Here is a 24,892-nt window from a genome sequence, read left to right on the forward strand (position 1 = left end):
AAGACAATCTAAAGCAGGTAGAAAGGCGTTATTATCGCATCCCTGCCCCGTTTTTATGCGTTTTGGAGCCATCATGACATCCACCTCCACCGCGCCTTATGGCGCCTGGCCTTCCCCGATCAGCGCTGACGTGGTCGCCGCAGGCGCCACGCCGCTGTCGTCGGTCGTCCTGGACGGGGCGGATATCTATTGGCTGGCCGGCCGCGCGGCGGAGGCGGGCCGCACCAGCATGATGCGCCAGCGCGCTGCCGGCCCGGCGCAGGAGCTGACAGCGCGTCCTTTCAATGTGCGCAACCGCGTGCATGAATATGGTGGCGGCGCCTATGCCGTGGCCGGCGGCGTCGTCGTGTTCTCGCACCATGCCGATAACCGCCTGTACCGCCTGCCGTCCGACGCCGGTGCGGGCAGCGCGCCCGAGGCTTTCACCGCGCCGGGCCGCCAGCGCTTCGCCGATTTCGTGATCGACGCGCCGCGCGCGCGCCTGGTCGCGGTGCGCGAGCAGCACCCGGAGGACGAGGGCTCGCACGCGCAACCGGTGAACACCATCTGCGCGGTGGGTTTTGACGGCGGCGAGCGCGTGCTCGTGATGGGCAACGACTTCTACTCCTCGCCGCGCCTGTCGCCGGACGGCAGCCGCCTGGCCTGGCTGTGCTGGGACCATCCGCGCATGCCGTGGCAGGGCACCGAGCTGTGGGTGGCCGAGGTGCAGGCCGACGGCCGCCTTGGTACGCCGGCGCGCGTGGCGGGCGGGCCGCAGGAATCGGTCTGCCAGCCCGAATGGTCACCTTCCGGCGTGCTGCACTTCGTTTCGGACCGCAGCGGCTGGTGGAACCTGTACTGTCTGCGCGGCGACGGCGCAACCGAGGCGCTGTGCCCGATGGAAGCCGAATTCGCCACCCCGCACTGGACCTTCGGCAATGCCCTGTATGGCTTTGGCGCCGGCGGCGACATCATTGCCAGCTATATCGAGCAAGGCGTCAGCAAACTGGGGCGGCTGCGCCCGGGCAGCGCGGCGCTGGAGCCGATCGCCACGCCCTACCAGGAAATCCGCGAACTGCGCGTGGGCGCCGGCTGCGCGGTGGTGCTGGCCGGCAGCCCGACCATCGCGGCCGAGATCGCGCGCATCGACCTGGCCACGGGCGAGCGCCAGGTGCTGGAGCGTTCGATTGCCGAACTGCCCGCCCTGGGCTACCTGTCGGTCCCGCAGAGCATCAGCTACCCGAGCGCCGGCGGCCGCACCGCCTACGCCTTCTATTACCCGCCCGCCAACCAGGAGCTGCGCGGCGCACCCGGCGAAAAGCCGCCGCTGATCGTGATCAGCCACGGCGGCCCGACCGGCATGGCGGCCAGCACCCTGAACTTGAAGACCCAATACTGGACCAGCCGCGGTTTCGGCGTGCTCGATGTGAACTATGGCGGCAGCACCGGCTTTGGCCGCGCCTTCCGCGATGCGCTCAAAGGCCAGTGGGGCGTGGTGGATGTGGAGGACTGCATCGCCGGCGCGCGCCACCTGGTGGCGCAGGGCCTGGCCGACGGCGAGCGCCTGATCATCCGCGGCAGCAGCGCGGGCGGCCTGACCACGCTGTGCGCGCTCACGTTCCACGACGTGTTCAAACTGGGCGCCAGCTATTACGGCGTGTCCGACCTGAAAGGCCTGGACGACGATTCGCACAAGTTCGAGTCGCACTACAACGAATACCTGATCGCGCCGAAAGCGCAGGCCGAAGCGGTGTACGCCGAGCGCTCGCCGATCAACCACACGCAGCGCCTGTCGCGCCCCATGATCTTCTTCCAGGGCCTGGACGACAAAGTGGTGCCGCCGCAGCAATCGAAAGCCATGGTCAACGCGCTGCGCCAGCGCGGCATCCCGGTCGAATATGTGGCGCTGGAAGGCGAAGGCCACGGCTTCCGCAAGGCCGACACCATTGTGCGCACCTTGCAGGCCGAGCTCTCCTTCTACCAACGCATGTTCGGCCTGGCTGCATGAGCGACACCCTGCTCGCCGAATTCGAGTCGCTCGGACCGGCCGAAAAAGCCATCCTCGCCCTGCTGGCATTGGTGGGCGATCCGGTCGGGCGCACCGCCATCCTCGACCACATGGTGGCGGCCGGGGTGAAAGACCCGGAAGGCCAGGCCTTCACCGCGCTGACGCTGGACGACCCGCTGCTCAAGCTGGAGCGGCTGGCCTTCACCACCTCGGTGGTGGGACGCGGCTACGTCTGCAACGCGCGCCTGCGCTGGCCGGCCATCCGCGCCGCCATCGGCGCCCACCTGCTGGACGATCTCTGCAAGGCCTACGAGGCGCTGAACCCGATGCGCCAGAACTGGAACGGCGCCTACGAGCCGCGCAGCTACCGCCACGGCGTGGCGCGCCTGCGCATGGCGCTGCTGCGCGGCCGCCCGCCGCAGGACGTGATGCCGCTGCTGGCCGCCTGCATGGCATGCTATGAGGCGGCGCAGCTGAACCCCATTGTCGACATCTTCTCGCGCCCGTTCGAAGCGGGCATGCTGCTGCTGGTGCACCCGCTGCTGCAGGACGAAGTGCTGATGCTGCTGGTCCTGCACACCCAGCGCGAGCCGGCGCTGGCGCCGGTGGTGCGCGGCTACGCGGAACGCCATCTGCAGCGGCGCCAGGCCGCCGAGCAAGGCGTCAGCCCCGCGCTGCGCCTGGCGCTGGCCGAGCACGCCATCCTGTGCGGCAAACTGGCCGAGGCAACGCGCTTGCTGGAAGGGCTGGACGGCGCGCTGGCGCAGTGCTTCGCCAGCGCAATCCAGCTGCTGCGCGGCGATGTGAACGGCGCCATCGCCGGCTTTGAAGCCGCGCTGAAATCGATCCGCCGCGAGTCCGGCAAGCGCAAACACCTGTTCCAGGGTATTGCCGGCCACCTCTATGTGCTGGCCCTGCTGCGCAACGGCGACCCGAAGCACCTGAAAACCGCCGAAAGCTACCTCGACCTCGCGGTGCATGCCCAGCACAATGCCGACAGCGCGGTGTACCAGCAACTGAGCATGCTGCGCCAGATCCGCGCCGGCACCATGCAGGCCGACATCGTCACCCAGCGCGCGTGGGAAGCGCCGCTGCAGGCGCAAATGTTCCAGTGCATGCTGTACTACTGGCTCGCCCTGCCGCAGCTGAAGCAGCGCCGCGCCGAATTGCAGGACTTGTCGCAGGCCGCCGAGTCGGCCGGCTTCCTGCTGCTGGCGGCGGGGGCGGAAAGCCTGCTGGGACACCTGGGCGACGAGGGCGCCGCGGCGCGCGCGGCTGCCTGGCGCGAGCAGCTTGGTTTCGGCGACATGGCCGCCTGGTTCGAGCGGCAGGAGGCGTGGGAGCGCCAGCTGGCGGCCCTGATCAACCTGCAGCAGGGCGGCACTGACAGCGGCGGCGAAATGCGCCTGGTGTGGGCCATCAGCTACGACGAACGGCAGGGCATCGCGGAGATCGAGCCGCGCGAACAGAAGCGCGACTTGCGCGGGAGCTGGGGCAAGGGCCGTCCGGTGGCGCTCAAGCGCCTGCGCGACGACGCGGCGCAGATGGAGTACCTGACGCCGCAGGACTTGCGCATCAGCAGCGCCATCATGCCAGCGCGCCAGGCTTACTCGTCAGGCCTGCGCTACGATATCGACATCGACCAGGCAGTGCTCGCGCTGGTCGGCCACCCGCTGGTGTTCTGGATGGATGCGCCGGACACGCGGGTCGAGCTGCTGGCGGGCGCGCCGCAACTGCTGATCCGCACCCACCAGGGCCAGTTGCAGCTGTCGCTGCAGCCCGCGATCGACAACCTGAACGCCAATGTGATCGTGGTGCGCGAGGCGCCCAACCGCCTGCGCGTGCTCAGCGTGCAGGACGAGCACCGCCGTATCGCCGCCATTGTCGGCGACGGCCTGTCGGTGCCCGAGCATGCGAAAGAACAAGTGCTGAAGGCCATTGGCGCCGTCTCGGCCATGGTCACCGTGCAATCGGATATCGGCGGCGGCGCCGCCAATACCGAGCAGTGCGACGCCGACCCGCGCCTGCACATCCACCTGCTGCCCTACCAGCAGGGCTTGAAAATGCAGATCCAGGTAAGGCCGCTGCGCGATGCCGGCCCTTACTACGCGCCCGGCGCCGGCGCCGAAAATGTGATCGCCGACGTCAATGGCCGTTCAGTGCAGGCGCGCCGCAGCCTGGCTGGCGAGCGCGATGCCGAGCGCCAGCTGGTGCTGAAATGCGAAGTGCTGGAGCAAGCCACGGAAGAACATGGCGAGTGGCTGCTGGGCGAACCGGCCCTGTGCCTGCAACTGCTGGCCGAACTGCAGGCGCAGGAAGCCGACAAGGTGGTACTGGCCTGGCCGGAGGGTGAGACCTTCCGCCTGACCAAGCCGGTCTACACCAAGCAGCTCAAGCTGAACATCAAGAGCAAGAAGGACTGGTTTGCCGCCAGCGGCCAACTGGTGGTGGATGAGGATCGCGTGCTCGACCTGCGTTCGCTGCTGGACATGATCCGGGCCGGCAAGAGCCGCTTCATCCAGCTGGGCGATAAGGAATTCCTGGCGCTGTCGGAAGAACTGTATCGCCGCCTGTCCGAAATGGCGACCTACGGCGAAGACGACGACGCCGGCATGAAGGTGCACCGGCTGGCCGCCTTCGTGCTGGAAGAACTGGCCAACGATGTCGGCACGCTGGAAGCGGACGCCATGTGGCGCGAGCACCTGCTGCGCATCGAGTCCAGCGCCGCCTACACGCCGCAATTGCCAAGCACCCTGCAGGCCGAACTGCGCGACTACCAGCTGGCTGGTTTCGAATGGCTGGCGCGCCTGGCGCATTGGGGCGTGGGCGCCTGCCTGGCCGACGATATGGGCCTGGGCAAGACGCTGCAGGCCCTGGCCCTGGTGCTGCTGCGCGCGCCGCGCGGCCCGACCCTGGTGGTGGCCCCGACTTCCGTCTGCCTGAACTGGGCCAGCGAAGCGGCGCGCTTTGCGCCGACCCTGAACGTAAAGATGTACGCCACCGGCGACCGCGAGGACATCATCAGCAATGCGGGCCCGTTCGACCTGGTCATCACCAGCTACGGCCTGCTGCAGCTGGAGTCGGAGCGCTTCACCAAACAGCAATGGCACACCATCGTGCTGGACGAGGCACAGGCCATCAAGAATGCCGCCACCAAGCGCTCGCAGGCCGTCATGGCGCTGCAGGGCGACTTCAAGATGGTGGCCACCGGCACGCCGCTGGAAAACCACCTGGGCGAACTGTGGAACCTGTTCCGCTTCATCAATCCGGGCCTGCTGGGCAGCCATGAGCAGTTCAACCTGCGCTTCGCCGGACCAATCGAACGCCAGCAGGACCACCGCGCCGAAGTCGGCGCGCGCAACCGCTTGCGCCGCCTGATCGGTCCATTCGTGCTGCGCCGGACCAAGGCGCAGGTGCTGACCGAGCTGCCGGCGCGTACCGAGATCGTGCTGGAAGTCGATTTGTCGGCCGAGGAAACCGCGCTGTACGAATCGCTGCGGCGCGAGGCGCTGGAGAACCTGGCCTCCATCGAGGGCCCGGCCGACCGCAAGTCGATGCAGATCCTGGCGGAGATCATGAAGCTGCGCCGCGCCTGCTGCAACCCCAACCTGGTGGCGCCTTCGCTGCGGCTGGAGTCAAGCAAGCTGGCGGCTTTCGCACACCTGCTGGAAGGCTTGCTGGAGAACCGCCACAAGGTGCTGGTGTTCAGCCAGTTCGTCGACCACCTGTCGCTGATCCGGGCCCACCTGGACCGCAGCGAGATCCGCTATCAATACCTGGACGGCAGCACGCCGATGATGGCGCGCAAGCAAGCGGTCGATGCGTTCCAGGCCGGCGAGGGCGATGTCTTCCTGATCAGCCTGAAGGCAGGCGGCGTCGGCATCAACTTGACCGCCGCCGACTACGTGATCCACATGGACCCATGGTGGAACCCTGCCGTGGAAGACCAGGCATCCGACCGCGCGCACCGCATGGGGCAGCTGCGGCCGGTCACCATCTACCGCCTGGTGGCCCGCAATACGATTGAAGAAGGCATCGTCGAACTGCACGCGCACAAGCGCGAACTGGCCGACAGCCTGCTTGATGGCAGCGATACCGCCGCGCGCATGACGGCGGAAGACATGCTGGCGATGCTGAACGAAGGCTTGCGCCGCTTCTGAACGGAGAGATGATGCAAACGATTACCCGCGCCATCCTGGCCTTAGCCGCAGCAATGGCCGTCCCGGCCCTGGCGTGGGCGAACCCCGGCAGCCAAACGGGCCAATGCCCCGCCGCCGCACTGCGCGCTGCCAAAGCCGCCACGTGGCAGGTGGCGGACGACGCGCGGCGCCAGGCGCTGGCCCTGGAAAGCCTGGCCTGCCTGCGTTCGCCCAGCCCGGTCGAGCGCGACGAGCTGGCCTTCGAGGCCCTGCAAGCCTGGATGCGCGCCGACAAGCTGGATACCGCCACCGTGCAGGAACTGCGCACGCGACTGAGCGCACAACTGACGGCGCCCGACCCGCAAGGTTTCGCGCGCCCCTTTGCCGCCCTGGTACTGGCCGATGTGGCGCGGGTTGACCGCGTCAAGCCCTACCTGACGCCGGAGCAACGCGCGCAACTGGTTGGCGTCGCCGCCGGCTACCTGCGCAGCGTGCGCGATTATCGCGGCTTCGATGAGAAGCAAGGCTGGCGCCACGGCGTGGCCCATGCCGCCGACATCATGCTGCAGCTATCGCTCAATCCCGCCATGACGCGTTCCGAACACGAGCAGATGCTGGCCGCCATCGCCAGCCAGGTCACAGCGGCTGGAGAGCACTTCTACCACTACGGCGAAGGCGAACGCCTGATGGCGCCGGTTTTCTACCTGTCGCGCGCAAAAACCATGGAATGCAGCGACTGGGACAACTGGTTCGCGACACTGGCCGCCAAGCCCGCAGCCGGCGGCACCAAGCAGGCGGCCCTGGCACGCAAACACAACCTGAACGCTTTCCTGCAGCCGCTATACATCAACATCAGCGAAAGCAAAGACGAAGCCCAACGCAACTGCCTGAAACCGCTGCTGCTGCGCACGCTGAGGCAAGCGGCCGAATGAACGCCAGTCAGGCACTCGCCTTCATCGAACTGCATGGCGTAGTGCTGGTGTCCGCGCGCGGCACCGTGCCCACCTTGACAGAGGCCATCGCCGGCGCGCCGATCAAGGGCAGCTGGTGGGGCCACCCGGAAGGCAAGCACATTTTTACCGTGCTCGGCGAGGTACAAGAACACGACGATATCCTGGTATGCCGCCTGCTGGCAGGCAAGCTGACTTTGGTGCATCGGCGCCTGTGGCCCGCCGTCGCCGTGCTGGCGCAAGCGCGCGCCCTGCCTGCCGCCGCCGCGGCGCGCGTGCGCCAGGTGCACACCGCCGGCGGCAAGCATGTCAACGAAGAAACGCCTTTCCCGCAATGGCTGCCGCCCGATGCGGCAACGGCAGCCGCAGCCCTCGACCCCGACCGGGCGCGGGCCGCTCTCGGCTTGTGATAATCTCGCACGCTGCACTACGAAGAGGTTGATTATGATGAAGACCAAGATCGCTCTCGCCGCGATGATCCTGAGCTTGGCGTTCTCGCCAGTGGAAGCGGCGACGACGCAAAAGAAATCCGGCACACCGGCCAAAACCGCCGTGGCCAAAAAGAAGTCCGGCAAGAGCAGCAAGACCAGTAAATCGAGCAAGAGCAGCAAATCCGGCAAGTCCAGTAAAGCCAAGGGCAAAGCCGCCAGCGCCAGCAAATCCAAGGCAGAAAAAGCCAAGGCGGCAGTCGCCAGCAAGCCGCTGCCGGCGGAGCGCCGCCAGGACAAGTCCTTCGACAACCAGGCCAACCAATTCCTTGGCGCGCTGTGGCGCATCGACCCGGAAACCGCCATCTCGGTCGGCAAATACGACACCGCCGCGCAACTGACCATCCCCGACGAGGAAACACGCGCGCAGCAACTCGCCTTCATCGACCAGTGGCTGGAAAAGTTCAACAAGATCGACGCCAGGCAGCTGTCGCCGAAACAGCGCACCGATCTGGGCCTGTTGCAGAACAAGCTCAATTCCGACCGCTGGTACCTGACTACCTTCCGCGAGTGGGAATGGAACCCTGCGATGTACAACATCGCCAGTCCGATCGACTTCGTGCTCAACACCGAATATGCGGCCAAGCCGCAACGCCTGCGCACCCTGCTGCGCCGTATCGGCGGCGTGCCAGCCTATTACGAAGCAGCGCGCAACAGCATCAAAAATCCGACCCGCGAACACGTGCAGCTGGCCATCGCCCAGGCACCGGGAGTGCTGGCCGTGCTGGCCGACCTGGACAATCAGGCGCAGGATTCGATCCTGAACGAAAACGAAAAGACGCTGTTCGCGCAGCGCATCGTGGCGGCCAAGATGTCGGTGGAGGCCTATGCCGCCTGGCTCGGCGAGCTGGACAAATCGCAGGCCGTCAGCGGCGCACGCCCGTTCCGCATCGGCAAGGAGCTGTACGAGGCCAAATTCGGTTTCGACATCCAGTCCGGCAGCAATGCCGAACAAACCTACCAGAAAGCGCTGGCGACGCGCGAGCAGCTGCTGTCGAATATGGACCGCATTGCCGACGAGCTGTGGCCGAAATACCTGTCCGACAAGTCCAAGCCGTCCGACCGCTTCGCCAAGATCGGCATGATGATCGACAAGCTGTCGGCCAAGCACGTGTCGCGCGAAGAGTTCTTCCCCGAGATCCGGCGCCAGATCCCGCTGCTGCAGGATTGGGTCGTCAAGAATGACCTGCTGACGCTGGACGCGAACAAGCCGCTGGTGGTGCGCGAAACGCCGGCCTACCAGCGCGGCGTGGCCGGCGCCAGCATCGAAGCACCGGGCCCTTACCGCCCGCAAGACCGCACCTACTACAATGTAACGCCGCTGGACGATGTCGCGCCGGAGCAGGCCGAGTCCACCCTGCGCGAGTACAACCACTGGATCCTGCAGATCCTGAACATGCACGAGGCGATCCCGGGCCACTATGCGCAGCTGGTGTACGCCAACAAATCGCCCTCGATCGTGAAGTCGATCTTCGGCAACGGCGCCATGGTGGAAGGCTGGGCGGTCTACAGCGAACGCATGATGCTGGAATCCGGCTACGGCAATAACGAGCCTGAGATGTGGCTGATGTACTCAAAGTGGAACCTGCGCAGCGTTACCAACACCATCCTCGACTACAGCGTGCATGTGCTGGGGATGACGGAGCAGCAGGCCATCGACCTGTTGACGCGCCAGGCCTTCCAGACCCCGGCGGAGGCGAAAGAAAAATGGCGCCGCGCCACGCTGACCTCGGTGCAGCTCACCAGCTACTTCTCCGGCTACTCGGAAATCATGGAGTTGCGCGAGCAGCGCCGCGCCGCTTTGGGCAGCAAGTTCTCGCTGAAAGACTTCCACGAAGACTTCCTCAGCTACGGCAGCGCACCTGTGCGCGTTATCAAAGAGCTCATGCAGTAATTGGTCTAGGCTGCTTCCACACCCCGCGCGCGGCGCGGGGCGATTCTGCTAACATGAATCAGGGAGTGGCCATGACCATGCCGATCCAGTTTGACACAGCTCAATACATTAAACGCCTCGTTGAGGCAGGCATACCGCGCGCGCACGCGGAAGCACTTGCCGATGGACTTCAGATAGCCCTGAGCCAGCCCGTCGCCGGCGACGCCGATCTTGCCATCTGGCGCGCCGAAGTGCAGGCCATGTTTACGCACTTTGAGGTCGCAATGAAAGACTGGGTGCGTGACGAGATTGCGCGCTCCGAAGCCGAAATGAAGGCATGGATCATGGCCAAGCTCAGGCCGATTTACTGGTTGCTGGGCGTAGTAATCGTCCAGCAGACCATCATCCTGGCCAAGCTGTTCCTTTAGTCGGCCTTCTCTTCCGGCGCCGTGGTGGCGCGGACGAACATTGGCGACACCATCACACCAATCTCAAACAGCAGCCACATCGGGATCGCCAGCGCGAACTGGGAGACGATATCCGGCGGCGTCACGATCGCGGCGATCACGAAGGCGGCCACGATCACATAGCCGCGCCATTCCTTCAGCTTGGCCACGGACACCAGGCCCATGCGCACCAGCACCACCACCACCACCGGCACTTCGAACGCGCAGCCGAAGGCCAGGCACATCGACATGACGAAATCGAGGTAGTTCTCGATATCCGGCATCACCGCAATCGATGACGGCGAGACCTGGTTGATGAAGGCGAACACCTTGCCGAACACCAGGAAGTAACAGAACGCCACGCCCGCCATGAACAAGCCCGAGGAGGCGATCACCAGCGGCGCGATCAGGCGCTTCTCATGCGTGTACAGGCCCGGCGCCACGAAGGCCCACATCTGGTACAGCACCCACGGCAACGACAGGATGAAGCCGAACAGCAGCGTCACCTTCATCGGCACCAGGAAGGGCGAGATCACGCTGGTCGCAATCATCTTCGAGCCGACCGGCATGGCCGCAATCATCGGCGCCGCGATCAGGTCATAGATCTTGGAGGGGCCAAGGCCAAAGCCCAGCAGGGCCGTCATCACCGCAATGCCGATGCTGGCTTTGACCAGGCGGTCGCGCAGCTCAACCAGGTGGCTGATGAATGTCTCTTCGGCGGGTTCTTGTTGACTCATTTAGAAAAACGATGCGGTTTTGCGGCTGCCGGGACGGTGGCGCTTCATGCGCGCCGCACCGGAGATCACGTGGGAGCGGACGCCGGCCTGCTGCTTGTACCACAGCGGCACCGCGGAAGAACGCACCACGCGCTTCCGGCGGAAGTCCTTGGCCTTGCGGGCCATGTCGTCGGTGGAAGGGGTATACAGGTCCAGCGCCGGCGCGGCGGAAGGATCGTCGTTGCGGAAAGCCGCTTCCACTTCCGCGATATCCTTGCCGATGGAGTTATCCATCTCGTCCTTGAAGGTGCTGGCGGCTTCTTCCGCCTGCTTGCGCAGGTTCTTCAGCTCTTCCAGCTCCATCTCGCGCGAGACTTCGGATTTGACGTCGTGCAGGTAGCGCTGGGCGCGACCGTACAGCGTCCCGGCCATGCGCGCCACCTTGGGCAGCTTTTCCGGACCGATAACGACCAGGGCCACTACCCCGATAACGGCAATTTTGGTAAGACCGAGGTCGATCATTTCAGCTTACTGCTTGGTCTTTTCCTTGGCGTCGACTTCGATCGTGCCTTTGTCGGTCACCTGGGCGGCAGGCGGAGCCGGCTGGGCAGCCTTCTCTTCCTCTTCCGAGCCCTTCACGCCATCCTTGAAGCCCTTGACGGCTTTGCCCAGGTCGGAACCGATATTGCCCAGCTTCTTGGTGCCGAATACCAGCATGACGACTACCAGGACGATCAGCCAGTGCCAAATGCTCATAGAACCCATTACAAAACCCCTAAAAAAATCATTCGTTTGGACAGTATACGCGAAGCGCGCCTGTCATGTGCTTGTCATAATCTCAAGTCCGCATGCCGCGCCAGGGACGCGGGCCACCAACCAGGTGCATATGCAAGTGGTACACCTCCTGGCCGCCATCCGGACCGCTGTTGATCAGGGTCTTGTAGCCGCGCGTCGGTGTGCCATCGGCTTCATAGGCCACGGCGATATTATGTTGTTCAGCCAGTTGCGGCACCAGCGTCAGCATTTTGCCCAGCAGGGGCGCGTGCTCCGGCGTGCAGTCGGACAAGGTCGACAGGTGCAGCTTAGGGATGATGAGCAAGTGTACCGGTGCCGCCGGGTTGATGTCCTTAAACACCATCAAGTCATCGTCTTCATGTACCACGGTCGAGGGGATCTGTTTTGCTGCAATCTTGCAGAACAGGCAATTTTCCACGTTTAATCCTTACGAGATGCTTTTTCTTCCAGGCCGGACAAGCCTTCGCGGCGTGCCAACTCATCTAGTACTTGCTGCGGCGTCAAACCGAATTGCGCCAGCAGCACTAGCGAATGGAACCACAGGTCGGCACATTCGTACAGTACTTTCGACGCGTCGCCGCTGACACGGGCGTCTTTGGCGGCCATCACGGTTTCGGTGGCTTCTTCGCCGATCTTCTTCAGGATCGCATCGTCGCCCTTGGCAAACAGCTTGGCCACGTAGGAGGACGACGGGTCGCCGCCCTTGCGCGCTTCGATGGTGGCCGCTACGCGGTCCAGTACATTGCTCATTTCTTAGCTTCCGCGTAAATCTCTTCGGGGTCTTTTAATACCGGCTCGGTGTTCTGCCAGTCGCCGTTTTCAAACTTGTTGAAGAAGCAGGAGTGGCGCCCGGTATGGCAGGCGATATCGCCTGCCTGCTCGATTTTCAGCAGCACCACGTCTTCGTCGCAGTCGAGGCGGATCTCCAGCACCTTCTGCACGTGGCCGGACTCCTCGCCCTTATGCCACAGCTTCTTGCGCGAACGGCTCCAGTAGACGGCCTCGCCCAGCTCCACGGTCTTGTAGAGCGCGTCACGGTTCATCCAGGCGAACATCAGCACGTCGTTACTGCCGGCTTCCTGCGCGATCACCGGCACCAGGCCGTGTTCGTCCCACTTCACCCTGTTCAGCCATTTGGCTTTGGCGACTTGCGCTGCAATTGCGGTAGCCATTGTGTGTTCCCCGAAGTTTAAGAAAGGCGCACGGGAATCCCCTGCGCCGCCATGAATTGCTTGGCCTCCTGCACGGTGTGCTGGCCGTAGTGGAAGATGCTGGCCGCCAGCACCGCGTCGGCATGACCGAGCTTGATGCCGTCCGCCAGGTCCTGCAGGCCGCCCACGCCGCCCGAGGCGATCACGGGAATGCTGACCGCATCGCTCACGGCACGCGTCAGGCCCAGGTCGAAGCCGGACTTGGTGCCGTCGCGGTCCATGCTGGTCAGCAGCAGCTCGCCGGCGCCCAGTTCGGCCATCTTCTGCGCCCACGCCACCGCATCGAGCCCGGTCGCGTTGCGGCCGCCGTGGGTAAACACTTCCCACTTGCCGGGTGCGACGTTCTTGGCGTCGATCGCCACCACGATGCACTGGCTGCCGTGCTTCTGCGAGGCCTCGTACACCAGCTGCGGGTTGGTGACGGCGGTGGTGTTCATGCTCACCTTGTCGGCGCCGGCGTTCAGCAGGCGGCGCACGTCCTCCACTTTGCGCACGCCGCCGCCCACCGTCAGCGGGATGAAGACTTGCGAGGCCACCGCTTCGATGATGTGCAGGATCAGGTCGCGGTTGTCGCTCGAGGCGGTGATGTCGAGGAAGGTCAGTTCGTCGGCGCCCTGCTCGTCATAGCGGCGGGCGATTTCCACCGGGTCGCCGGCGTCGCGCAGCTCGGTGAAGTTGACCCCTTTCACCACGCGGCCATCGGTCACGTCGAGGCAGGGGATGATGCGTTTAGCAAGCATAGCGGTTACTCGGAGAGTTCATCGGCGCGTTCCTGCGCCGAAGCCAGGTCGATCGTGCCTTCATAAATGGAGCGGCCGCAGATGACGCCTTCGATACCCTCGTCCTGCACCGCGCACAGGGCTTCCACATCCGCGATGGTGTGCAGGCCGCCGGAGGCGATGATCGGGATGCGCACCGCTTGCGCCAGGCGCACGGTGGCTTCGATATTCACGCCGCCCATCATGCCGTCGCGGCCGATGTCGGTGTAGACGATGGACTCGACGCCGTAGCCTTCGAATTTTTGCGCCAGGTCGATCACTTCGTGGCCGGACATTTTGCTCCAGCCGTCGGTCGCCACCTTGCCGTCCTTGGCGTCCAGGCCGACGATGATGGCGCCCGGGAAGGCGCCGCAGGCATCCTGCAGGAAGCCGGGGTTCTTCACGGCGGCGGTGCCGACGATGATGTAGCTGATGCCGTCATCGAGGTAGCGCTCGATGGTGTCCAGGTCGCGGATGCCGCCGCCCAGCTGCACCGGGATCTCGGGCAGGTCGAATTCGGCGGCGTAGTCTTGCACCGCCTTGACGATGGCCTTGACTGCGGCTTCGTTTTTGGGCTTGCCGGCAAAGGCACCGTTCAAGTCCACCAGGTGCAGGCGACGCGCGCCTTGCTCCAGCCAATGTCGCGCCATCTTGCCCGGGTCGTCGGAGAAGACGGTGGCATTTTCCATATCGCCTTGTTTCAGGCGAACGCAGTGACCATCCTTCAGGTCGATAGCAGGAATGAGCAGCATGATATTGTTCTTGAGGTTAAGGGTTCCAGTGGATGAAATTTTTGTACAGCTGGAGGCCGGTGGCGGCGCTCTTTTCGGGGTGGAACTGTGTGGCAAAAATATTGTCGCGGGCGACAGCGCAGCAGAAGGGCTGGCCATACACGGTCTCCGCCGCGCTGTGCGCCGCGTCCGCCGGCTGCGCGTAGTAGCTGTGCACGAAATAGAACCAGGCGTGGTCGGGAATGCCTTCCCACATCGCATGGGGCGCACGCTGGCGCACCTGATTCCAGCCCATCTGCGGTACTTTGAAACGCGAACCGTCTTCCTGCAGCATGCCGTCGAGCTGGAAGCGCACCACCTTGCCCGGCAACAGGCCCAGGCCCGGCGTATTGCCGCCTTCCTCGCTCACGTCAAACAGCATTTGCTCGCCTACGCACACGCCCAGCATCGGCTTGCTTGCCGCGGCGCGCAGCAGCGCGTCGCGCACGCCGGATTCGTTCAGGCTGCGCATGCAGTCGCGCATGGCGCCCTGGCCGGGCAGCACGATGCGTTCGGCCGCATCGATGGCGGCGGGGTCGCCGGAAATCAGCACGTCGGCTTCGGGCGCGACCGCGCGCAATGCCTGCGCCACCGAGCGCAGGTTACCCATGCCGTAATCGACTACTACGATTTTTTTCATGTCAGTCAGCCGTAGTGTGGTTTACAGGCTTCCTTTGGTGGACGGGATGGTCCCGGCGGCACGCGGATCCAGCTCGGTGGCCATGCGCAACGCGCGGCCGAAAGCCTTGAACACGGTTTCGCACTGGTGGTGCGCGTTGGTGCCGCGCAAGTTGTCGATGTGCAGCGTGACGCCGGCGTGGTTGACGAAGCCGCGGAAGAACTCCAGGGTCAGGTCCACGTCGAAGCCGCCGATCATCGCGCGCGTGAAGGGGATGTGGTACTCGATGCCCGGGCGGCCGGAAAAGTCGATCACCACGCGCGACAGCGCTTCATCCAGCGGCACATAGGCGTGGCCATAGCGGCGGATGCCTTTCTTGTCGCCGACGGCCTTGGCAAACGCCATGCCGAGCGTGATGCCCACGTCTTCCACCGTGTGGTGGTTGTCGATATGGGTGTCGCCGGTGGCTTCGATGTCCAGGTCGATCAGCCCGTGGCGGGCGATCTGGTCCAGCATATGGTCGAGGAAAGGCACGCCCGTGTTCAGCTTGGGGGCGCCGGTGCCATCGAGGTTGATGGCAACGCGGACCTGGGTCTCGCTGGTGTTGCGAGTGATTTCTGCGGTGCGGTTCATGGAAAGCTCTTGGGTTTCGCTTAGGCTGCCAGAGCGGCTTTCAGGCCGTCCAGCATGATTGCGTTTTCCTCGGGCGTACTGACGGTGATGCGCAGACAGTTGGCCAGTACATTGTGCATTCTACCCACATTTTTGATCAAGACCTTGCGTTCGAGCAGGGCGGCATGCGCGCTGTCGGCGTTTGGTACACGAATGAGGATAAAGTTGGCCGCCGAGGGGAAAACATTTACACCCGGCAATTTCGCCAGTGCTTCAGACAACTCACTGCGCTGTTGGCGCAGCAGGGCAGCCTGTTCGTTCAGCACCTCGAGATGGTCGAGGCAGAATTCGGCGGCGGCCTGGGTCAGGACATTGACATTGTAGGGTGGGCGGATCTTGTCGAATTGCTCCAGCAGGGCTGGCGCGCACGACATATAGCCCAGGCGGATGCCCGCCAGGCCAAGTTTCGACAGCGTGCGCATGACGATCAAATTCGGGAATTCGGGCAGGCGGCCCATGAAGCTTCGTTGCGCGAATGGTTCATAGGCTTCATCGACCACGCACAGGCCCTGGTCGCCCAGGGCCGCCAGCACGCGCTCGATATCGGCGGCATCGAACAGGTTGCCGGTCGGGTTGTTCGGGTAGGCCAGGAACACCAGCGCCGGCTTGTGGCGGGCGATGGCCGCCAGCATGGCCGGCATGTCGAGCGTCAGGTCAGCCTGCAGCGGCACGCCGACAAAGTCCATGCCGGCCACCATGGCCGAGCGCTGGAACATGACGAAGCTGGGCGCCGGCGCCATCATCACCGCGCGGCGGCCTTCCGCCGGCTGCAGCGCGCAAGCCTGCGCCATGATGGCAATCAGCTCATCCGAACCGTTGCCCAGCATGACGTCGTAGCCCGGCGGGATGCCCAGCTTGGCGCGCATGCGCTGCTTGACGGTGTCATAGCTGGCGACCGGATAGCGGTTCAGCGCGACGCTGGCAATGCGCTGGGCCAGTTCATGATGCAGGTGGCTCGGCAGCACATACGGGTTCTCCATCGCATCCAGCTTCACAAATCCGCTGGCATCCGGCACATGGTAGATGTGGTCGGAACGCACATCTGAGCGGATCGTGTTGGCGATAAGGCTGTCGAGGGACATCTGCATTACTCCTGTTCTAAAGCCTCGCTGGGGACAGGCGCCGTTTTCGCCCTGCCACGCCCCTTGCGAGGAGCAGGTACCTGACCCTGCGGGTCAGGTACCGGTTTACCGGTTTCAGAAAGCGCCGCAAGGCGCTGCCGAGCTACATCGCAATACTCAGGATTCAACTCAAAGCCCACGAAATTGCGCCCGCAGCGGCGCGCGGCGACAGCGGTGGTGCCGCTGCCCATGAACAAATCCATCACCACGCCATCCGGCGGGCAGCTGGCCTTGACCATGCGTTCAATAATTTCGAGAGGCTTCTGCGTCGGGTGATCGACCCGCTCCGCGTGTTCCCGGTGCAAGCGCGATACGCTCCACAGGTCTTTCGGGTTGTAGCCCACTTCCAGCCACTTGGCGCCGACAAAGATCGAGCGCGTGCGGGCCTTCTTGGTCTGGGCGTCGTACGGGATACGCACGGCGTCGAGGTCAAAGTAATAATCCTTACGGCGCACAAAAAAGCCAATGGTGTCGTGCACCGACGAAAAACTGCGGGTGCTGCCGCCCATCGAAGGCACGCGGCGGTCCCAGATAATCTCGTTCATCATCGTCATGCGCTTTTTCAGCATGACGAAAATCTCCGGCGAAAAGCGCCAGGTCAGGAAGATGTACAGGCTGCCGTTCGGCTTCAGCTTGGGCAGCGCGGCATCAATCCAGGCCTCGGTCCAGGCCAGGTAGTCTTCAATCGACTGCTGGTCGGAGGTATTGCCGTAATCCTTGCCCAGGTTATAGGGCGGATCGGTCAGGATCAGGTCGACGGAACCGTCCGGCACGCGGGCCAGGCCGGCCATCGCGTCCTCACAGAAGACCTGGTTCATCCACTGCGTCATTTCAGGCGCAGCTCCGCGCTGCGGGCGTGGGCTTGCAAGCCCTCGCCGTAGGCCAGTTCGGCCGCGACCTTGCCCAGCGTCTGCGCGCCGGCTTCGCTGACCTGGATCAGCGAGGAGCGCTTCTGGAAGTCGTACACGCCCAGCGGCGACGAGAAGCGCGCGGTGCGCGAGGTCGGCAGCACGTGGTTCGGGCCGCAGCAGTAGTCGCCCAGCGACTCGGACGAGAAGCGGCCCAGGAACATGGCGCCCGCGTGGCGGATCTGGTCGGCCCACTGCTGCGGGTTCTCGGCCGAGATTTCCAGGTGTTCGGCGGCGATGCTGTTGGCGATGGCGCAGGCTTCCGCCATGTCGCGCACTTTCACCAGCGCGCCGCGGTCGCGCAGCGAGGTTTCGATGACGGCCTTGCGCGGCATGGTGGGCAGCAATTTGGCGATGCTGGCTTCCACCTGCGCGATGTAGCCGGCGTCGGGGCACAGCAGGATGGCTTGCGCCAGCTCGTCGTGCTCGGCTTGCGAGAACAGGTCCATGGCGACCCAGTCAGGCTCGGTGCTGCCGTCGCAGATCACCAGGATCTCGGACGGGCCGGCAATCATGTCGATGCCGACGGTGCCGAACACGCGGCGCTTGGCCGAGGCGACGTAGGCATTGCCGGGACCGACGATCTTGTCGACCGGCTGGATGGTTTCGGTGCCGTAGGCCAGCGCGGCCACGGCTTGCGCGCCGCCGATGCCGATCACGCGGGTCACGCCGGCAATCGCGGCGGCGGCCAGCACCATCTGGTTCTTCACGCCGTCCGGGGTCGGCACGACCATGATGATTTCCTGCACGCCCGCGACTTTCGCCGGCACGGCGTTCATCAGCACCGACGACGGGTAGGCCGCCTTGCCGCCCGGGACGTAGATGCCGACGCGGTCCAGCGGCGTAATGCGCTGGCCGAGGATGGTGCCGTCGGCTTCGGTATAGGTGAAGCCTTGCAGCTCCTGCTTCTGGCGCTCGTGGAAGGCGCGAATACGGTCGGCGGCGGTTTGCAGCGCATTGCGCTGCGCCGCCGGCAGCGATGCCAGCGCGGCGTCCATCTCGGCCTGGCCGATGTCGAAAGCAGCCATGCTGGCGGCGTTCATGCGGTCGAATCGGTTGGTGTATTCCAGCACCGCGTCGTCGCCGCGCGCGCGTACGTCGGCGATGATCTTGGTGACGGCGCTTTCGATGGCGTCGTCGGTTTCTGCTTCAAAGGCCAGCAGCGCGTCGAGCGTTTCCTGGAAGTCGTCTTGGGTGGAATCGAGTTTGCGGATCATGACTGTGCGGCCTTCGCGGCGGAAGCGCGTTCAAATGCTTCGATAATCGGTTGCAGGCGGGCGCGCTTCATCTTCAGCGCTGCCTGGTTGACCACCAGGCGCGAGGAGATGTCCATGATCTCCTCTACTTCCACCAGGTTGTTGGCACGCAGGGTGCTGCCGGTCGACACCACGTCGACAATCGCGTCGGACAGGCCGACCAGCGGCGCCAGCTCCATCGAGCCATACAGCTTGATCAGGTCGACGTGCACGCCCTTCTTGGCGAAGTGTTCGCGCGCGATCGAGGTGAACTTGGTCGCCACGCGCAGGCGTGCGCCCTGGCGCACTGCGGTCTCATAGTCGAAGCCCGCGCGCGCCGCCACCGACATGCGGCATTTGGCGATATGCAGGTCCACCGGCTGGTACAGGCCTTCGCCGCCGTGCTCCAGCAAGACGTCCTTACCCGCCACGCCGAAATCCGCAGCGCCATGCTGCACATAGGTCGGCACGTCGGATGCGCGCACGATCAGTACGCGAATGCCAGGGTCCGAAGTAGGCAGGATCAGCTTGCGGGAGGTTTCCGGATTTTCGGTGACGGTGATGCCGGCTGCTTCCAGCAGCGGCAAGGTGTCTTCGAAGATCCGGCCTTTCGACAGGGCGAGGATAAGGTCCATAAGTTATTTAATACGGGTGATATTGGCGCCAACGGCGGACAGCTTCACTTCCATACGGTCATAGCCGCGATCCAGGTGGTAGATGCGGTCCACCAGGGTTTCGCCTTTGGCCGCCAGGCCGGCGATCACCAGCGAAGCGGACGCGCGCAGGTCGGTTGCCATCACTGGCGCGCCGATCAGCTGGTCCACGCCGTCGATGTAGGCGGTGTTGCCGTCGATGGAAATCTTGGAACCCAGGCGGTTCATTTCCTGCACGTGCATGAAGCGGTTCTCGAAGATGGTCTCGGTCACCTTGCTGCTGCCGCTGGCGATCAGGTTGACAGCCATGAACTGCGCCTGCATATCGGTCGGGAAGCCCGGGTATTCGGTGGTGCGGAAGGAAACCGGCTTCGGACGCTGGTCCATCCTGGCGCGGATCCAGTTGTCGCCCACGGTCAGCTCCACGCCCATCTCGCGCAGCTTGTCCAGCGCTACGTCGAAGATATCGGTGCGGGTGTTGCGGATGGTGATGTCGCCGCCCGCGGCCGCCACGGCGCACAGGAAGGTCGCCGCTTCGATACGGTCGGAGATCACGTCGTGCTTGGCGCCGTGCAGCGCGGGCACGCCCTGGATCACCAGGCGGTCGGTGCCGATGCCCTCGATCTTGGCGCCCATGGCCACCAGCAGGTTGGCCAGGTCGGTCACTTCCGGCTCGCGCGCCGCGTTTTCCAGTACGGTCTCGCCTTCGGCCAGGGTGGCGGCCATCAGCAGGTTCTCGGTGCCGGTCACGGTGATCATGTCGGTCACGATGCGGGCGCCCTTGAGCTTCTTGCACTTGGCGTAGATGTAGCCGCCGTCGATGGTGATGTCTGCACCCATGGCGCGCAGGCCCTTGATGTGCTGGTCCACCGGGCGCGAACCGATCGCGCAGCCGCCCGGCAGCGAGACCTTGGCTTCACCGAAGCGCGCCAGCAGCGGGCCCAGGACCAGGATCGACGCGCGCATGGTTTTCACCAGCTCGTACGGCGCTTCGCACTTGTCGATCTTCGAACCGTTCAGCGTTACTTTTTCGCCGTCCTGCTCCACCGACAGGCCGGTCTGGCGCAGCAGCTTGAGCATGGTGGCCACGTCGTGCAGCAGCGGCACATTGGTCAGTTCCAGGTCGCCGGCCGTCAGCAGGCCCGCGCACAGGATGGGCAGGGCGGCATTCTTGGCGCCGGAAACCTTGATGTCGCCGACCAGGCGCTTGCCGCCGGTGATGAGCAGTTTGTCCATTGTGTGTTTATCCTTGGAATTCTTCTGGAGTCAGGGTTTTCATCGACAACGCGTGGATCTCTTCGCGCATGCGGTCGCCCAGCGCGGCATACACCAGCTGGTGGCGCTGGATCAGGCGCTTGCCGGCGAAGGCGGGCGACACGATCACAGCCTGGAAGTGCTGGCCGTCGCCCTCGACTTCGAGGTGGGTGCATTCAAGGCCGGCGGCGATATAGCTGTGGATTGCTTCTGGAGTAGTGGTCACTTTGTATTCCTCAATAAATCAGTGGCGCAAGCGGTAGCCGCTGCGCAAAAGGCGGATGGCGAGCAGCGCCAGCACCGCCAGGAAGGCGGAAACGATGGCGAGGCTGACCCATGGGTTCACGTCGGACTGCCCGAAGAAGCCGTAGCGGAAGCCGTCGATCATGTAGAAGAACGGGTTCGCGTGCGATACGGCCAGCCAGAACGGCGGCAGCGATTTGATCGAATAGAACACGCCGGCCAGGAAGGTCAGCGGCACGATCAGGAAATTCTGGAAGGCGGCCAACTGGTCGAACTTCTCGGCCCAGATGCCGGCGATCAGGCCCATGGTGCCGAGGATGGCCGCGCCCAGCAGGGCGAACACCAGGATCCACAGCGGCGCGGTGAAGCTCAGGTGCGCGAACCAGGCGGTAATCGCGAACACGCCGAAACCGACGGTGATGCCGCGCACGATCGAGGCCAGCACGTAGGCGGAGAAAATCTCCCAGTGCGACAAGGGCGTCAGCAGCACGAACACCAGGTTGCCGGTGATCTTGGACTGGATCAGCGAGGAGGACGAATTGGCGAAGGCGTTTTGCAGCACGCTCATCATCACCAGGCCCGGGATCAGGAAGGAGACGTAGGTCACGCCCGGATAGACCTCGACATGGCCCGACAGCACGTGGCCGAAGATCAGCAGGTACAGCATGGCGGTCAGGATCGGCGCGGCGATGGTCTGGGTGGCGACCTTGTAGAAGCGCAGCGTCTCTTTGTAGACCAGGGTACGGAAGCCGGTGGAGATCATACGATGTTCTCGTCCATGATTTGCAGGAAAATGTCTTCGAGGTCAGCCTGTTGCAGCTGCATCTCGTCGATGGCGACGCCGCCTTCGCGCAGGCGCGCCAGGATCTGCTCCACTTCCGAATAATCGTTGATGCGCAGGCTGTACTTGTTGTCTTCCGGCGCGTGGTTCAGCAGCGCGTGCAGGTCTTCCGGCAGCTGGTTGTGCGGCAGGTGCAGCACCAGCTGCGAGCCCGACACGCGGCGGATTAGCTGCGACATGGTATCCAGCGCCACCACCTTGCCCAGCTTGAGCATGGCGACGCGCTTGCACATGGCTTGCGCCTCTTCCAGGTAGTGCGTGGTCAGCACGATGGTGTGGCCTTCGCGGTTCAGGCGCGAAATGAACTTCCACAGCGTCTGGCGCAACTCGACGTCGACGCCGGCGGTCGGTTCGTCCAGCACGATGACGGGCGGCTTGTGCACCAGGGCCTGCGCCACCAGCACGCGGCGCTTCATGCCGCCGGACAGGGCGCGCATATTGGTGTCGGCCTTGTTGGCCAGGCCCAGTTCCTCCATCACCTCGTCGATCCATTTGTCGTTGTTCGACAGGCCGAAGTAGCCGGACTGCAGGCGCAGCGTTTCGCGCACGGTGAAGAAGGGGTCGAACACCAGCTCCTGCGGCACCACGCCCAGTTTCCGGCGCGCGGCGCGGAAATCGGTCACCACATCGTGGCCGTGGATCTTGACGCTGCCGGAGTCGGCCCGGATCAGGCCGGCGATGATGGAGATCAACGTGGTCTTGCCGGCCCCGTTCGGGCCAAGCAGGCCGAAGAACTCGCCTTCTTCGATTTTCAAGGACACGCCGCCAAGCGCCTGCAACGCCTTGTAGCGCTTCTGGACGTTGCTGATTTCGATTGCTGTCATGCTTACTTGTATAGATAACTGGGACAACGATGACCGTTGCAATGGCGCGCGCTCATCAAGCGCGGGAGACGGTCAATTATATTGGAATTTTGGTTCGGACTCGCTGAGCGAGGTGAAACCACTACAAGGCGGGGGTGGGGCGGGGGTCAATGATGATGCAGGTCAGCGGGCGACACGAGCGTGCACACGCCGTAGAGCTTGGTCAAGCTCTTGAGCTGGTCTGGCAGGTTGCGCAGTTCCAGCTTGCTGCCGCTGTGAGCGGCGGCACGCTGCCATGCCAGCAAGACTGACACGGCAGCAGAGTCCACGGTTTCCACCTGGCCCAGGTCGAACACGGTCTGGCCCGCGCTCAGCGCAGCCAGGCCCTGCGCCAGCGCTTCCTTGGCGTTGGCCACGGTCAGCGACTGCAGGGACAGTTGGTTGGAAACGGTGGTATCAGACATTATTTGTTTGCGGTCTTCAGCGGCTTGGATGCCAGCTTCTGGTTCTTGGTAGCCAGGGTCTTGATCAGGCCGTCAATGCCGCCCTTCGAGATTTCCGAAGCGAAGGTGCCTTTGTAGGCTTCCACCAGCCACGCGCCCAGCACGTTGATGTCATAGATCTTCCAGCCGGCATCGGTCTTGGCGACGCGGTACTTCAACTGGATCGGCTCGCCGCGCTGCACGTTCACCTGCGACGCCACTTCCACTTCGGTGTCGCCCGGGGAGGCGCGCATCGGCTTGAAGTCAACGGTCTGGTCTTTCACCTGGGACAGGGCGCCCGAATAGGTGAAGATCAGCAGGGTGCGGAACTCCGCCGACAGCTGCTTTTGCTGTTCCGGGGTCGCTTCGCGCCAGTAACGGCCGGCGGCCAGCGAGGTCATGCGCTGAAAATCGACGTACGGCAGGATCTTGGTTTCCACCAGGTCCATCACCTTTTTCTGGTTGCCAGCCTGGATATCCTTGTCGGCCTTGGCGGTTTCCAGCACTTCGGTGCTGATGCGCTTCACCAGCGAGTCCGGCGCTTCGTTCGCCGAGGGGGCCGGTGCGGCCAGCGCGCTGGTAGCCAGGGCCACCGTGGCGACCGCGATCAGTTGTTTAATCAATGTCATTGTTCGTTACCTATGTTGGTTAGCTTCCGGGTCACAGGCTGCTAGTCTTTTCAGCCGGTTCCGCGATTATAGCCTGAGGCGGGTTTTTGACCTCGTCCTCCTGCTCTGCTTGTTTCTGCTTGCCCTGCGGACCGTCTTCGCCATCGTAAACCTGGCTATTGCGGCGTTGCATCCAACCGTCCCGCACGAATTCGTAGCGGTCGAGGGCGGCATCTTCCAGCAGCGAGGATGCATCCAGCAGCGATGCGCGCTGGTCCACTACCCGGGTAACGGAGCCGATGGTACGAACGTTGACAGGATCCTTGTAGCGCCATGGATCGGCGACAATATCGGCCGGCAGCGCCGCAGTGTCGCGCACCGTGGATGGGCCCAGCAGCGGCAGGACCAGGTAGGGTCCGGAGGGCACGCCCCAGGAACCCAGGGTCTGGCCGAAATCTTCTTTATGTTTTTGCAAACCTGCTTCGGAGGCTACATCGAGCACGCCCAGCAGGCCAAAGGTCGAGTTCAGCGCCACGCGCATCACGTCCGACATGCCATCGCCGACCTTGCCTTGCAGCATATTGTTGGCGGCCGTCCAAATATCGGCCAGGTTGCCGAAGAAGTTGCTCACGCCGGTCTGGAAGAAGCCCGGGGTGACGTTTTTGTACGCGGTGGCGACCGGCTTCAGGGCCACTTCATCGACCTTGTCGTTGAAGTTGAAGACGGCGCGGTTATAGCCTTCGAACGGGTCGCGCGGATTGCCGGAGGTGGCGCAGCCGCCCAGTGCAACGGCCATTGAAACGGCCAGGGTCAACGTACGGAATTTGCTCATTGGGAGTCCTTTCCTTCTGCTGCCTTGCTATAAATGAACTGGTTAATCAGGTCTTCCAGCACGGTGGCCGACTGGGTGCGGGCAATGCGATCGCCTGCCACCAGGTTTTTCTCGTCGCCGCCGGCTTCAATGCCGATGTACTGCTCGCCCAGCAGGCCGGCGGTCAGAACCTTGGCCGAGCTGTCTTTCGGGAACTTGAAACCTTCTTCCATGTCGAGCGTGACAACCGCTTTATACACCTTGTCGTCGAAACCGATCGACGCGACACGGCCAACCACCACGCCGGACGCCTTCACCGCCGCCTGCGGACGCAGCGAGCCGATGTTGTCGAAACGGGCGGTAACCTGGTAGGTCTTGCCGAACGCCATCGAGCCCATATTGCCGGCCTTGAGCGCCAGGAACATCAGCGCAGCGGCGCCGATAACGATGAACAGGCCAACCCAGATGTCGAGAGATTTACGTTGCATTTCAAATTCCTTAATCAGCGC

General features: G+C 63.9%; 28 protein-coding genes. 6 read left to right on the forward strand and 22 right to left on the reverse strand.

What is annotated here, in order from left to right; genetic code table 11:
* Positions 1–73 precede the first annotated feature (73 nt).
* The 6 genes from GTP41_RS02675 to GTP41_RS02700 all read left to right on the forward strand — a co-directional run bounded on the left by GTP41_RS02675 (position 74) and on the right by GTP41_RS02700 (position 9,865).
* The gene (locus GTP41_RS02675) at positions 74–1,987 is read left to right on the forward strand and encodes an alpha/beta hydrolase family protein (RefSeq protein ID WP_161024022.1); all 1,914 of its coding nucleotides are present in this window, start codon (positions 74–76) and stop codon (positions 1,985–1,987) included.
* On the forward strand, positions 1,984–6,147 hold the full coding sequence (locus GTP41_RS02680) for a DEAD/DEAH box helicase (RefSeq protein WP_161024023.1): 4,164 nt from the start codon (positions 1,984–1,986) through the stop codon (positions 6,145–6,147). The genes GTP41_RS02675 and GTP41_RS02680 overlap by 4 nt, the downstream gene beginning before the upstream one ends.
* Before the next feature lie 8 nt (positions 6,148–6,155).
* The gene (locus tag GTP41_RS02685; protein WP_161024024.1) at positions 6,156–7,058 is read left to right on the forward strand and encodes a DUF2785 domain-containing protein; all 903 of its coding nucleotides are present in this window, start codon (positions 6,156–6,158) and stop codon (positions 7,056–7,058) included.
* On the forward strand, positions 7,055–7,486 hold the full coding sequence (locus GTP41_RS02690; RefSeq protein ID WP_161024025.1) for a hypothetical protein: 432 nt from the start codon (positions 7,055–7,057) through the stop codon (positions 7,484–7,486). Before GTP41_RS02685 ends, GTP41_RS02690 begins: the two co-directional genes overlap by 4 nt.
* A gap of 34 nt (positions 7,487–7,520) precedes the next feature.
* The gene (locus GTP41_RS02695) at positions 7,521–9,458 is read left to right on the forward strand and encodes a DUF885 domain-containing protein (RefSeq protein ID WP_161024026.1); all 1,938 of its coding nucleotides are present in this window, start codon (positions 7,521–7,523) and stop codon (positions 9,456–9,458) included.
* Between the two features lie 71 nt (positions 9,459–9,529).
* Entirely contained in the window at positions 9,530–9,865 is a 336-nt protein-coding gene (locus tag GTP41_RS02700; RefSeq protein WP_161024027.1) for a hypothetical protein, read from the forward strand.
* Here the strand turns inward: GTP41_RS02700 and tatC are convergent.
* The 22 genes from tatC to mlaD all read right to left on the reverse strand — a co-directional run bounded on the left by tatC (position 9,862) and on the right by mlaD (position 24,871).
* The gene (gene tatC / locus GTP41_RS02705; protein WP_161024028.1) at positions 9,862–10,620 is read right to left on the reverse strand and encodes a twin-arginine translocase subunit TatC; all 759 of its coding nucleotides are present in this window, start codon (positions 10,618–10,620) and stop codon (positions 9,862–9,864) included. The genes GTP41_RS02700 and tatC overlap by 4 nt on opposite strands.
* Complete coding sequence (tatB, locus tag GTP41_RS02710; RefSeq protein ID WP_161024029.1) at positions 10,621–11,121, reverse strand: Sec-independent protein translocase protein TatB; 501 nt, start codon at positions 11,119–11,121, stop codon at positions 10,621–10,623.
* 6 nt (positions 11,122–11,127) lie between these two features.
* Positions 11,128–11,364, reverse strand: coding sequence for a Sec-independent protein translocase subunit TatA (gene tatA / locus GTP41_RS02715; protein WP_161024030.1), 237 nt, complete (start codon positions 11,362–11,364; stop codon positions 11,128–11,130).
* Between the two features lie 73 nt (positions 11,365–11,437).
* Positions 11,438–11,812, reverse strand: coding sequence for a histidine triad nucleotide-binding protein (locus GTP41_RS02720; protein WP_161024031.1), 375 nt, complete (start codon positions 11,810–11,812; stop codon positions 11,438–11,440).
* Between the two features lie 2 nt (positions 11,813–11,814).
* Positions 11,815–12,144, reverse strand: coding sequence for a phosphoribosyl-ATP diphosphatase (locus GTP41_RS02725; RefSeq protein WP_161024032.1), 330 nt, complete (start codon positions 12,142–12,144; stop codon positions 11,815–11,817).
* On the reverse strand, positions 12,141–12,566 hold the full coding sequence (gene hisI, locus GTP41_RS02730) for a phosphoribosyl-AMP cyclohydrolase (protein WP_161024033.1): 426 nt from the start codon (positions 12,564–12,566) through the stop codon (positions 12,141–12,143). The genes GTP41_RS02725 and hisI overlap by 4 nt, the downstream gene beginning before the upstream one ends.
* Positions 12,567–12,583: 17 nt before the next feature.
* Positions 12,584–13,345, reverse strand: a complete 762-nt coding sequence (gene hisF / locus GTP41_RS02735) for an imidazole glycerol phosphate synthase subunit HisF (RefSeq protein WP_161024034.1) — start codon at positions 13,343–13,345, stop codon at positions 12,584–12,586.
* A 5-nt stretch (positions 13,346–13,350) separates the two neighbouring features.
* Positions 13,351–14,115 (reverse strand): 1-(5-phosphoribosyl)-5-[(5-phosphoribosylamino)methylideneamino]imidazole-4-carboxamide isomerase, encoded by a 765-nt coding sequence (hisA, locus tag GTP41_RS02740; protein WP_161024035.1) that lies wholly within the window; start codon positions 14,113–14,115, stop codon positions 13,351–13,353.
* A gap of 16 nt (positions 14,116–14,131) precedes the next feature.
* On the reverse strand, positions 14,132–14,773 hold the full coding sequence (gene hisH / locus GTP41_RS02745) for an imidazole glycerol phosphate synthase subunit HisH (protein ID WP_161024036.1): 642 nt from the start codon (positions 14,771–14,773) through the stop codon (positions 14,132–14,134).
* 21 nt (positions 14,774–14,794) lie between these two features.
* Positions 14,795–15,385 (reverse strand): imidazoleglycerol-phosphate dehydratase HisB, encoded by a 591-nt coding sequence (gene hisB, locus GTP41_RS02750; RefSeq protein ID WP_161024037.1) that lies wholly within the window; start codon positions 15,383–15,385, stop codon positions 14,795–14,797.
* Between the two features lie 20 nt (positions 15,386–15,405).
* The gene (gene hisC / locus GTP41_RS02755) at positions 15,406–16,512 is read right to left on the reverse strand and encodes a histidinol-phosphate transaminase (RefSeq protein WP_371867257.1); all 1,107 of its coding nucleotides are present in this window, start codon (positions 16,510–16,512) and stop codon (positions 15,406–15,408) included.
* The gene (locus GTP41_RS02760) at positions 16,512–17,375 is read right to left on the reverse strand and encodes a DNA-methyltransferase (protein ID WP_161024038.1); all 864 of its coding nucleotides are present in this window, start codon (positions 17,373–17,375) and stop codon (positions 16,512–16,514) included. Before GTP41_RS02760 ends, hisC begins: the two co-directional genes overlap by 1 nt.
* On the reverse strand, positions 17,372–18,670 hold the full coding sequence (gene hisD / locus GTP41_RS02765; RefSeq protein WP_161024039.1) for a histidinol dehydrogenase: 1,299 nt from the start codon (positions 18,668–18,670) through the stop codon (positions 17,372–17,374). The genes GTP41_RS02760 and hisD overlap by 4 nt, the downstream gene beginning before the upstream one ends.
* A complete protein-coding gene (hisG, locus tag GTP41_RS02770) occupies positions 18,667–19,323 on the reverse strand; it encodes an ATP phosphoribosyltransferase (protein ID WP_161024040.1) in 657 nt (218 codons plus the stop codon). Before hisG ends, hisD begins: the two co-directional genes overlap by 4 nt.
* A 3-nt stretch (positions 19,324–19,326) precedes the next feature.
* Complete coding sequence (gene murA, locus GTP41_RS02775; protein WP_161024041.1) at positions 19,327–20,577, reverse strand: UDP-N-acetylglucosamine 1-carboxyvinyltransferase; 1,251 nt, start codon at positions 20,575–20,577, stop codon at positions 19,327–19,329.
* Positions 20,578–20,584: 7 nt separating this feature from the next.
* Positions 20,585–20,821 (reverse strand): BolA family protein, encoded by a 237-nt coding sequence (locus tag GTP41_RS02780; RefSeq protein WP_161024042.1) that lies wholly within the window; start codon positions 20,819–20,821, stop codon positions 20,585–20,587.
* Between the two features lie 18 nt (positions 20,822–20,839).
* Positions 20,840–21,601 carry an ABC transporter permease gene (locus tag GTP41_RS02785; RefSeq protein WP_161024043.1) on the reverse strand — a complete coding sequence of 254 codons (762 nt, stop codon included), beginning with the start codon at positions 21,599–21,601 and terminating at the stop codon, positions 20,840–20,842.
* Positions 21,598–22,503 (reverse strand): ABC transporter ATP-binding protein, encoded by a 906-nt coding sequence (locus tag GTP41_RS02790; RefSeq protein WP_161024044.1) that lies wholly within the window; start codon positions 22,501–22,503, stop codon positions 21,598–21,600. The genes GTP41_RS02785 and GTP41_RS02790 overlap by 4 nt, the downstream gene beginning before the upstream one ends.
* A gap of 146 nt (positions 22,504–22,649) precedes the next feature.
* On the reverse strand, positions 22,650–22,946 hold the full coding sequence (locus GTP41_RS02795; protein WP_161024045.1) for an STAS domain-containing protein: 297 nt from the start codon (positions 22,944–22,946) through the stop codon (positions 22,650–22,652).
* Positions 22,946–23,593, reverse strand: a complete 648-nt coding sequence (locus GTP41_RS02800; protein WP_161024046.1) for an MlaC/ttg2D family ABC transporter substrate-binding protein — start codon at positions 23,591–23,593, stop codon at positions 22,946–22,948. The genes GTP41_RS02795 and GTP41_RS02800 overlap by 1 nt, the downstream gene beginning before the upstream one ends.
* Positions 23,594–23,624: 31 nt before the next feature.
* Positions 23,625–24,404, reverse strand: a complete 780-nt coding sequence (locus tag GTP41_RS02805; protein ID WP_161024047.1) for an MlaA family lipoprotein — start codon at positions 24,402–24,404, stop codon at positions 23,625–23,627.
* Positions 24,401–24,871: an outer membrane lipid asymmetry maintenance protein MlaD gene (gene mlaD, locus GTP41_RS02810; RefSeq protein WP_161024048.1), complete on the reverse strand. Its 471-nt coding sequence runs from the start codon at positions 24,869–24,871 to the stop codon at positions 24,401–24,403. Before mlaD ends, GTP41_RS02805 begins: the two co-directional genes overlap by 4 nt.
* Positions 24,872–24,892 lie beyond the last annotated feature (21 nt).

It is taken from the genome of Pseudoduganella guangdongensis, from assembly GCF_009857475.1.
Classification (GTDB): Bacteria; Pseudomonadota; Gammaproteobacteria; order Burkholderiales; family Burkholderiaceae_D; genus Rugamonas; species Rugamonas guangdongensis.

Excerpts from the sequence above, each read along its gene's own strand:
- GTP41_RS02800 (WP_161024046.1), bottom strand. The coding sequence starts at position 23,593 with ATGACATTGATTAAACAACTGATCGCGGTCGCCACGGTGGCCCTGGCT.
- hisG (WP_161024040.1), bottom strand. The coding sequence starts at position 19,323 with ATGGACCTTATCCTCGCCCTGTCGAAAGGCCGGATCTTCGAAGACACC.
- GTP41_RS02805 (WP_161024047.1), bottom strand. The coding sequence starts at position 24,404 with ATGAGCAAATTCCGTACGTTGACCCTGGCCGTTTCAATGGCCGTTGCA.
- mlaD (WP_161024048.1), bottom strand. The coding sequence starts at position 24,871 with ATGCAACGTAAATCTCTCGACATCTGGGTTGGCCTGTTCATCGTTATC.
- murA (WP_161024041.1), bottom strand. The coding sequence starts at position 20,577 with ATGGACAAACTGCTCATCACCGGCGGCAAGCGCCTGGTCGGCGACATC.
- GTP41_RS02725 (WP_161024032.1), bottom strand. The coding sequence starts at position 12,144 with ATGAGCAATGTACTGGACCGCGTAGCGGCCACCATCGAAGCGCGCAAG.
- tatA (WP_161024030.1), bottom strand. The coding sequence starts at position 11,364 with ATGGGTTCTATGAGCATTTGGCACTGGCTGATCGTCCTGGTAGTCGTC.
- GTP41_RS02680 (WP_161024023.1), top strand. The coding sequence starts at position 1,984 with ATGAGCGACACCCTGCTCGCCGAATTCGAGTCGCTCGGACCGGCCGAA.
- hisI (WP_161024033.1), bottom strand. The coding sequence starts at position 12,566 with ATGGCTACCGCAATTGCAGCGCAAGTCGCCAAAGCCAAATGGCTGAAC.
- GTP41_RS02785 (WP_161024043.1), bottom strand. The coding sequence starts at position 21,601 with ATGATCTCCACCGGCTTCCGTACCCTGGTCTACAAAGAGACGCTGCGC.
- GTP41_RS02675 (WP_161024022.1), top strand. The coding sequence starts at position 74 with ATGACATCCACCTCCACCGCGCCTTATGGCGCCTGGCCTTCCCCGATC.
- tatC (WP_161024028.1), bottom strand. The coding sequence starts at position 10,620 with ATGAGTCAACAAGAACCCGCCGAAGAGACATTCATCAGCCACCTGGTT.
- hisF (WP_161024034.1), bottom strand. The coding sequence starts at position 13,345 with ATGCTTGCTAAACGCATCATCCCCTGCCTCGACGTGACCGATGGCCGC.
- GTP41_RS02760 (WP_161024038.1), bottom strand. The coding sequence starts at position 17,375 with ATGACGCAGTGGATGAACCAGGTCTTCTGTGAGGACGCGATGGCCGGC.
- GTP41_RS02790 (WP_161024044.1), bottom strand. The coding sequence starts at position 22,503 with ATGACAGCAATCGAAATCAGCAACGTCCAGAAGCGCTACAAGGCGTTG.
- GTP41_RS02795 (WP_161024045.1), bottom strand. The coding sequence starts at position 22,946 with ATGTCTGATACCACCGTTTCCAACCAACTGTCCCTGCAGTCGCTGACC.
- hisH (WP_161024036.1), bottom strand. The coding sequence starts at position 14,773 with ATGAAAAAAATCGTAGTAGTCGATTACGGCATGGGTAACCTGCGCTCG.
- hisD (WP_161024039.1), bottom strand. The coding sequence starts at position 18,670 with ATGATCCGCAAACTCGATTCCACCCAAGACGACTTCCAGGAAACGCTC.
- hisA (WP_161024035.1), bottom strand. The coding sequence starts at position 14,115 with ATGCTGCTCATTCCTGCTATCGACCTGAAGGATGGTCACTGCGTTCGC.
- GTP41_RS02695 (WP_161024026.1), top strand. The coding sequence starts at position 7,521 with ATGATGAAGACCAAGATCGCTCTCGCCGCGATGATCCTGAGCTTGGCG.
- hisB (WP_161024037.1), bottom strand. The coding sequence starts at position 15,385 with ATGAACCGCACCGCAGAAATCACTCGCAACACCAGCGAGACCCAGGTC.
- GTP41_RS02700 (WP_161024027.1), top strand. The coding sequence starts at position 9,530 with ATGACCATGCCGATCCAGTTTGACACAGCTCAATACATTAAACGCCTC.
- GTP41_RS02690 (WP_161024025.1), top strand. The coding sequence starts at position 7,055 with ATGAACGCCAGTCAGGCACTCGCCTTCATCGAACTGCATGGCGTAGTG.
- tatB (WP_161024029.1), bottom strand. The coding sequence starts at position 11,121 with ATGATCGACCTCGGTCTTACCAAAATTGCCGTTATCGGGGTAGTGGCC.
- hisC (WP_371867257.1), bottom strand. The coding sequence starts at position 16,512 with ATGCAGATGTCCCTCGACAGCCTTATCGCCAACACGATCCGCTCAGAT.
- GTP41_RS02685 (WP_161024024.1), top strand. The coding sequence starts at position 6,156 with ATGATGCAAACGATTACCCGCGCCATCCTGGCCTTAGCCGCAGCAATG.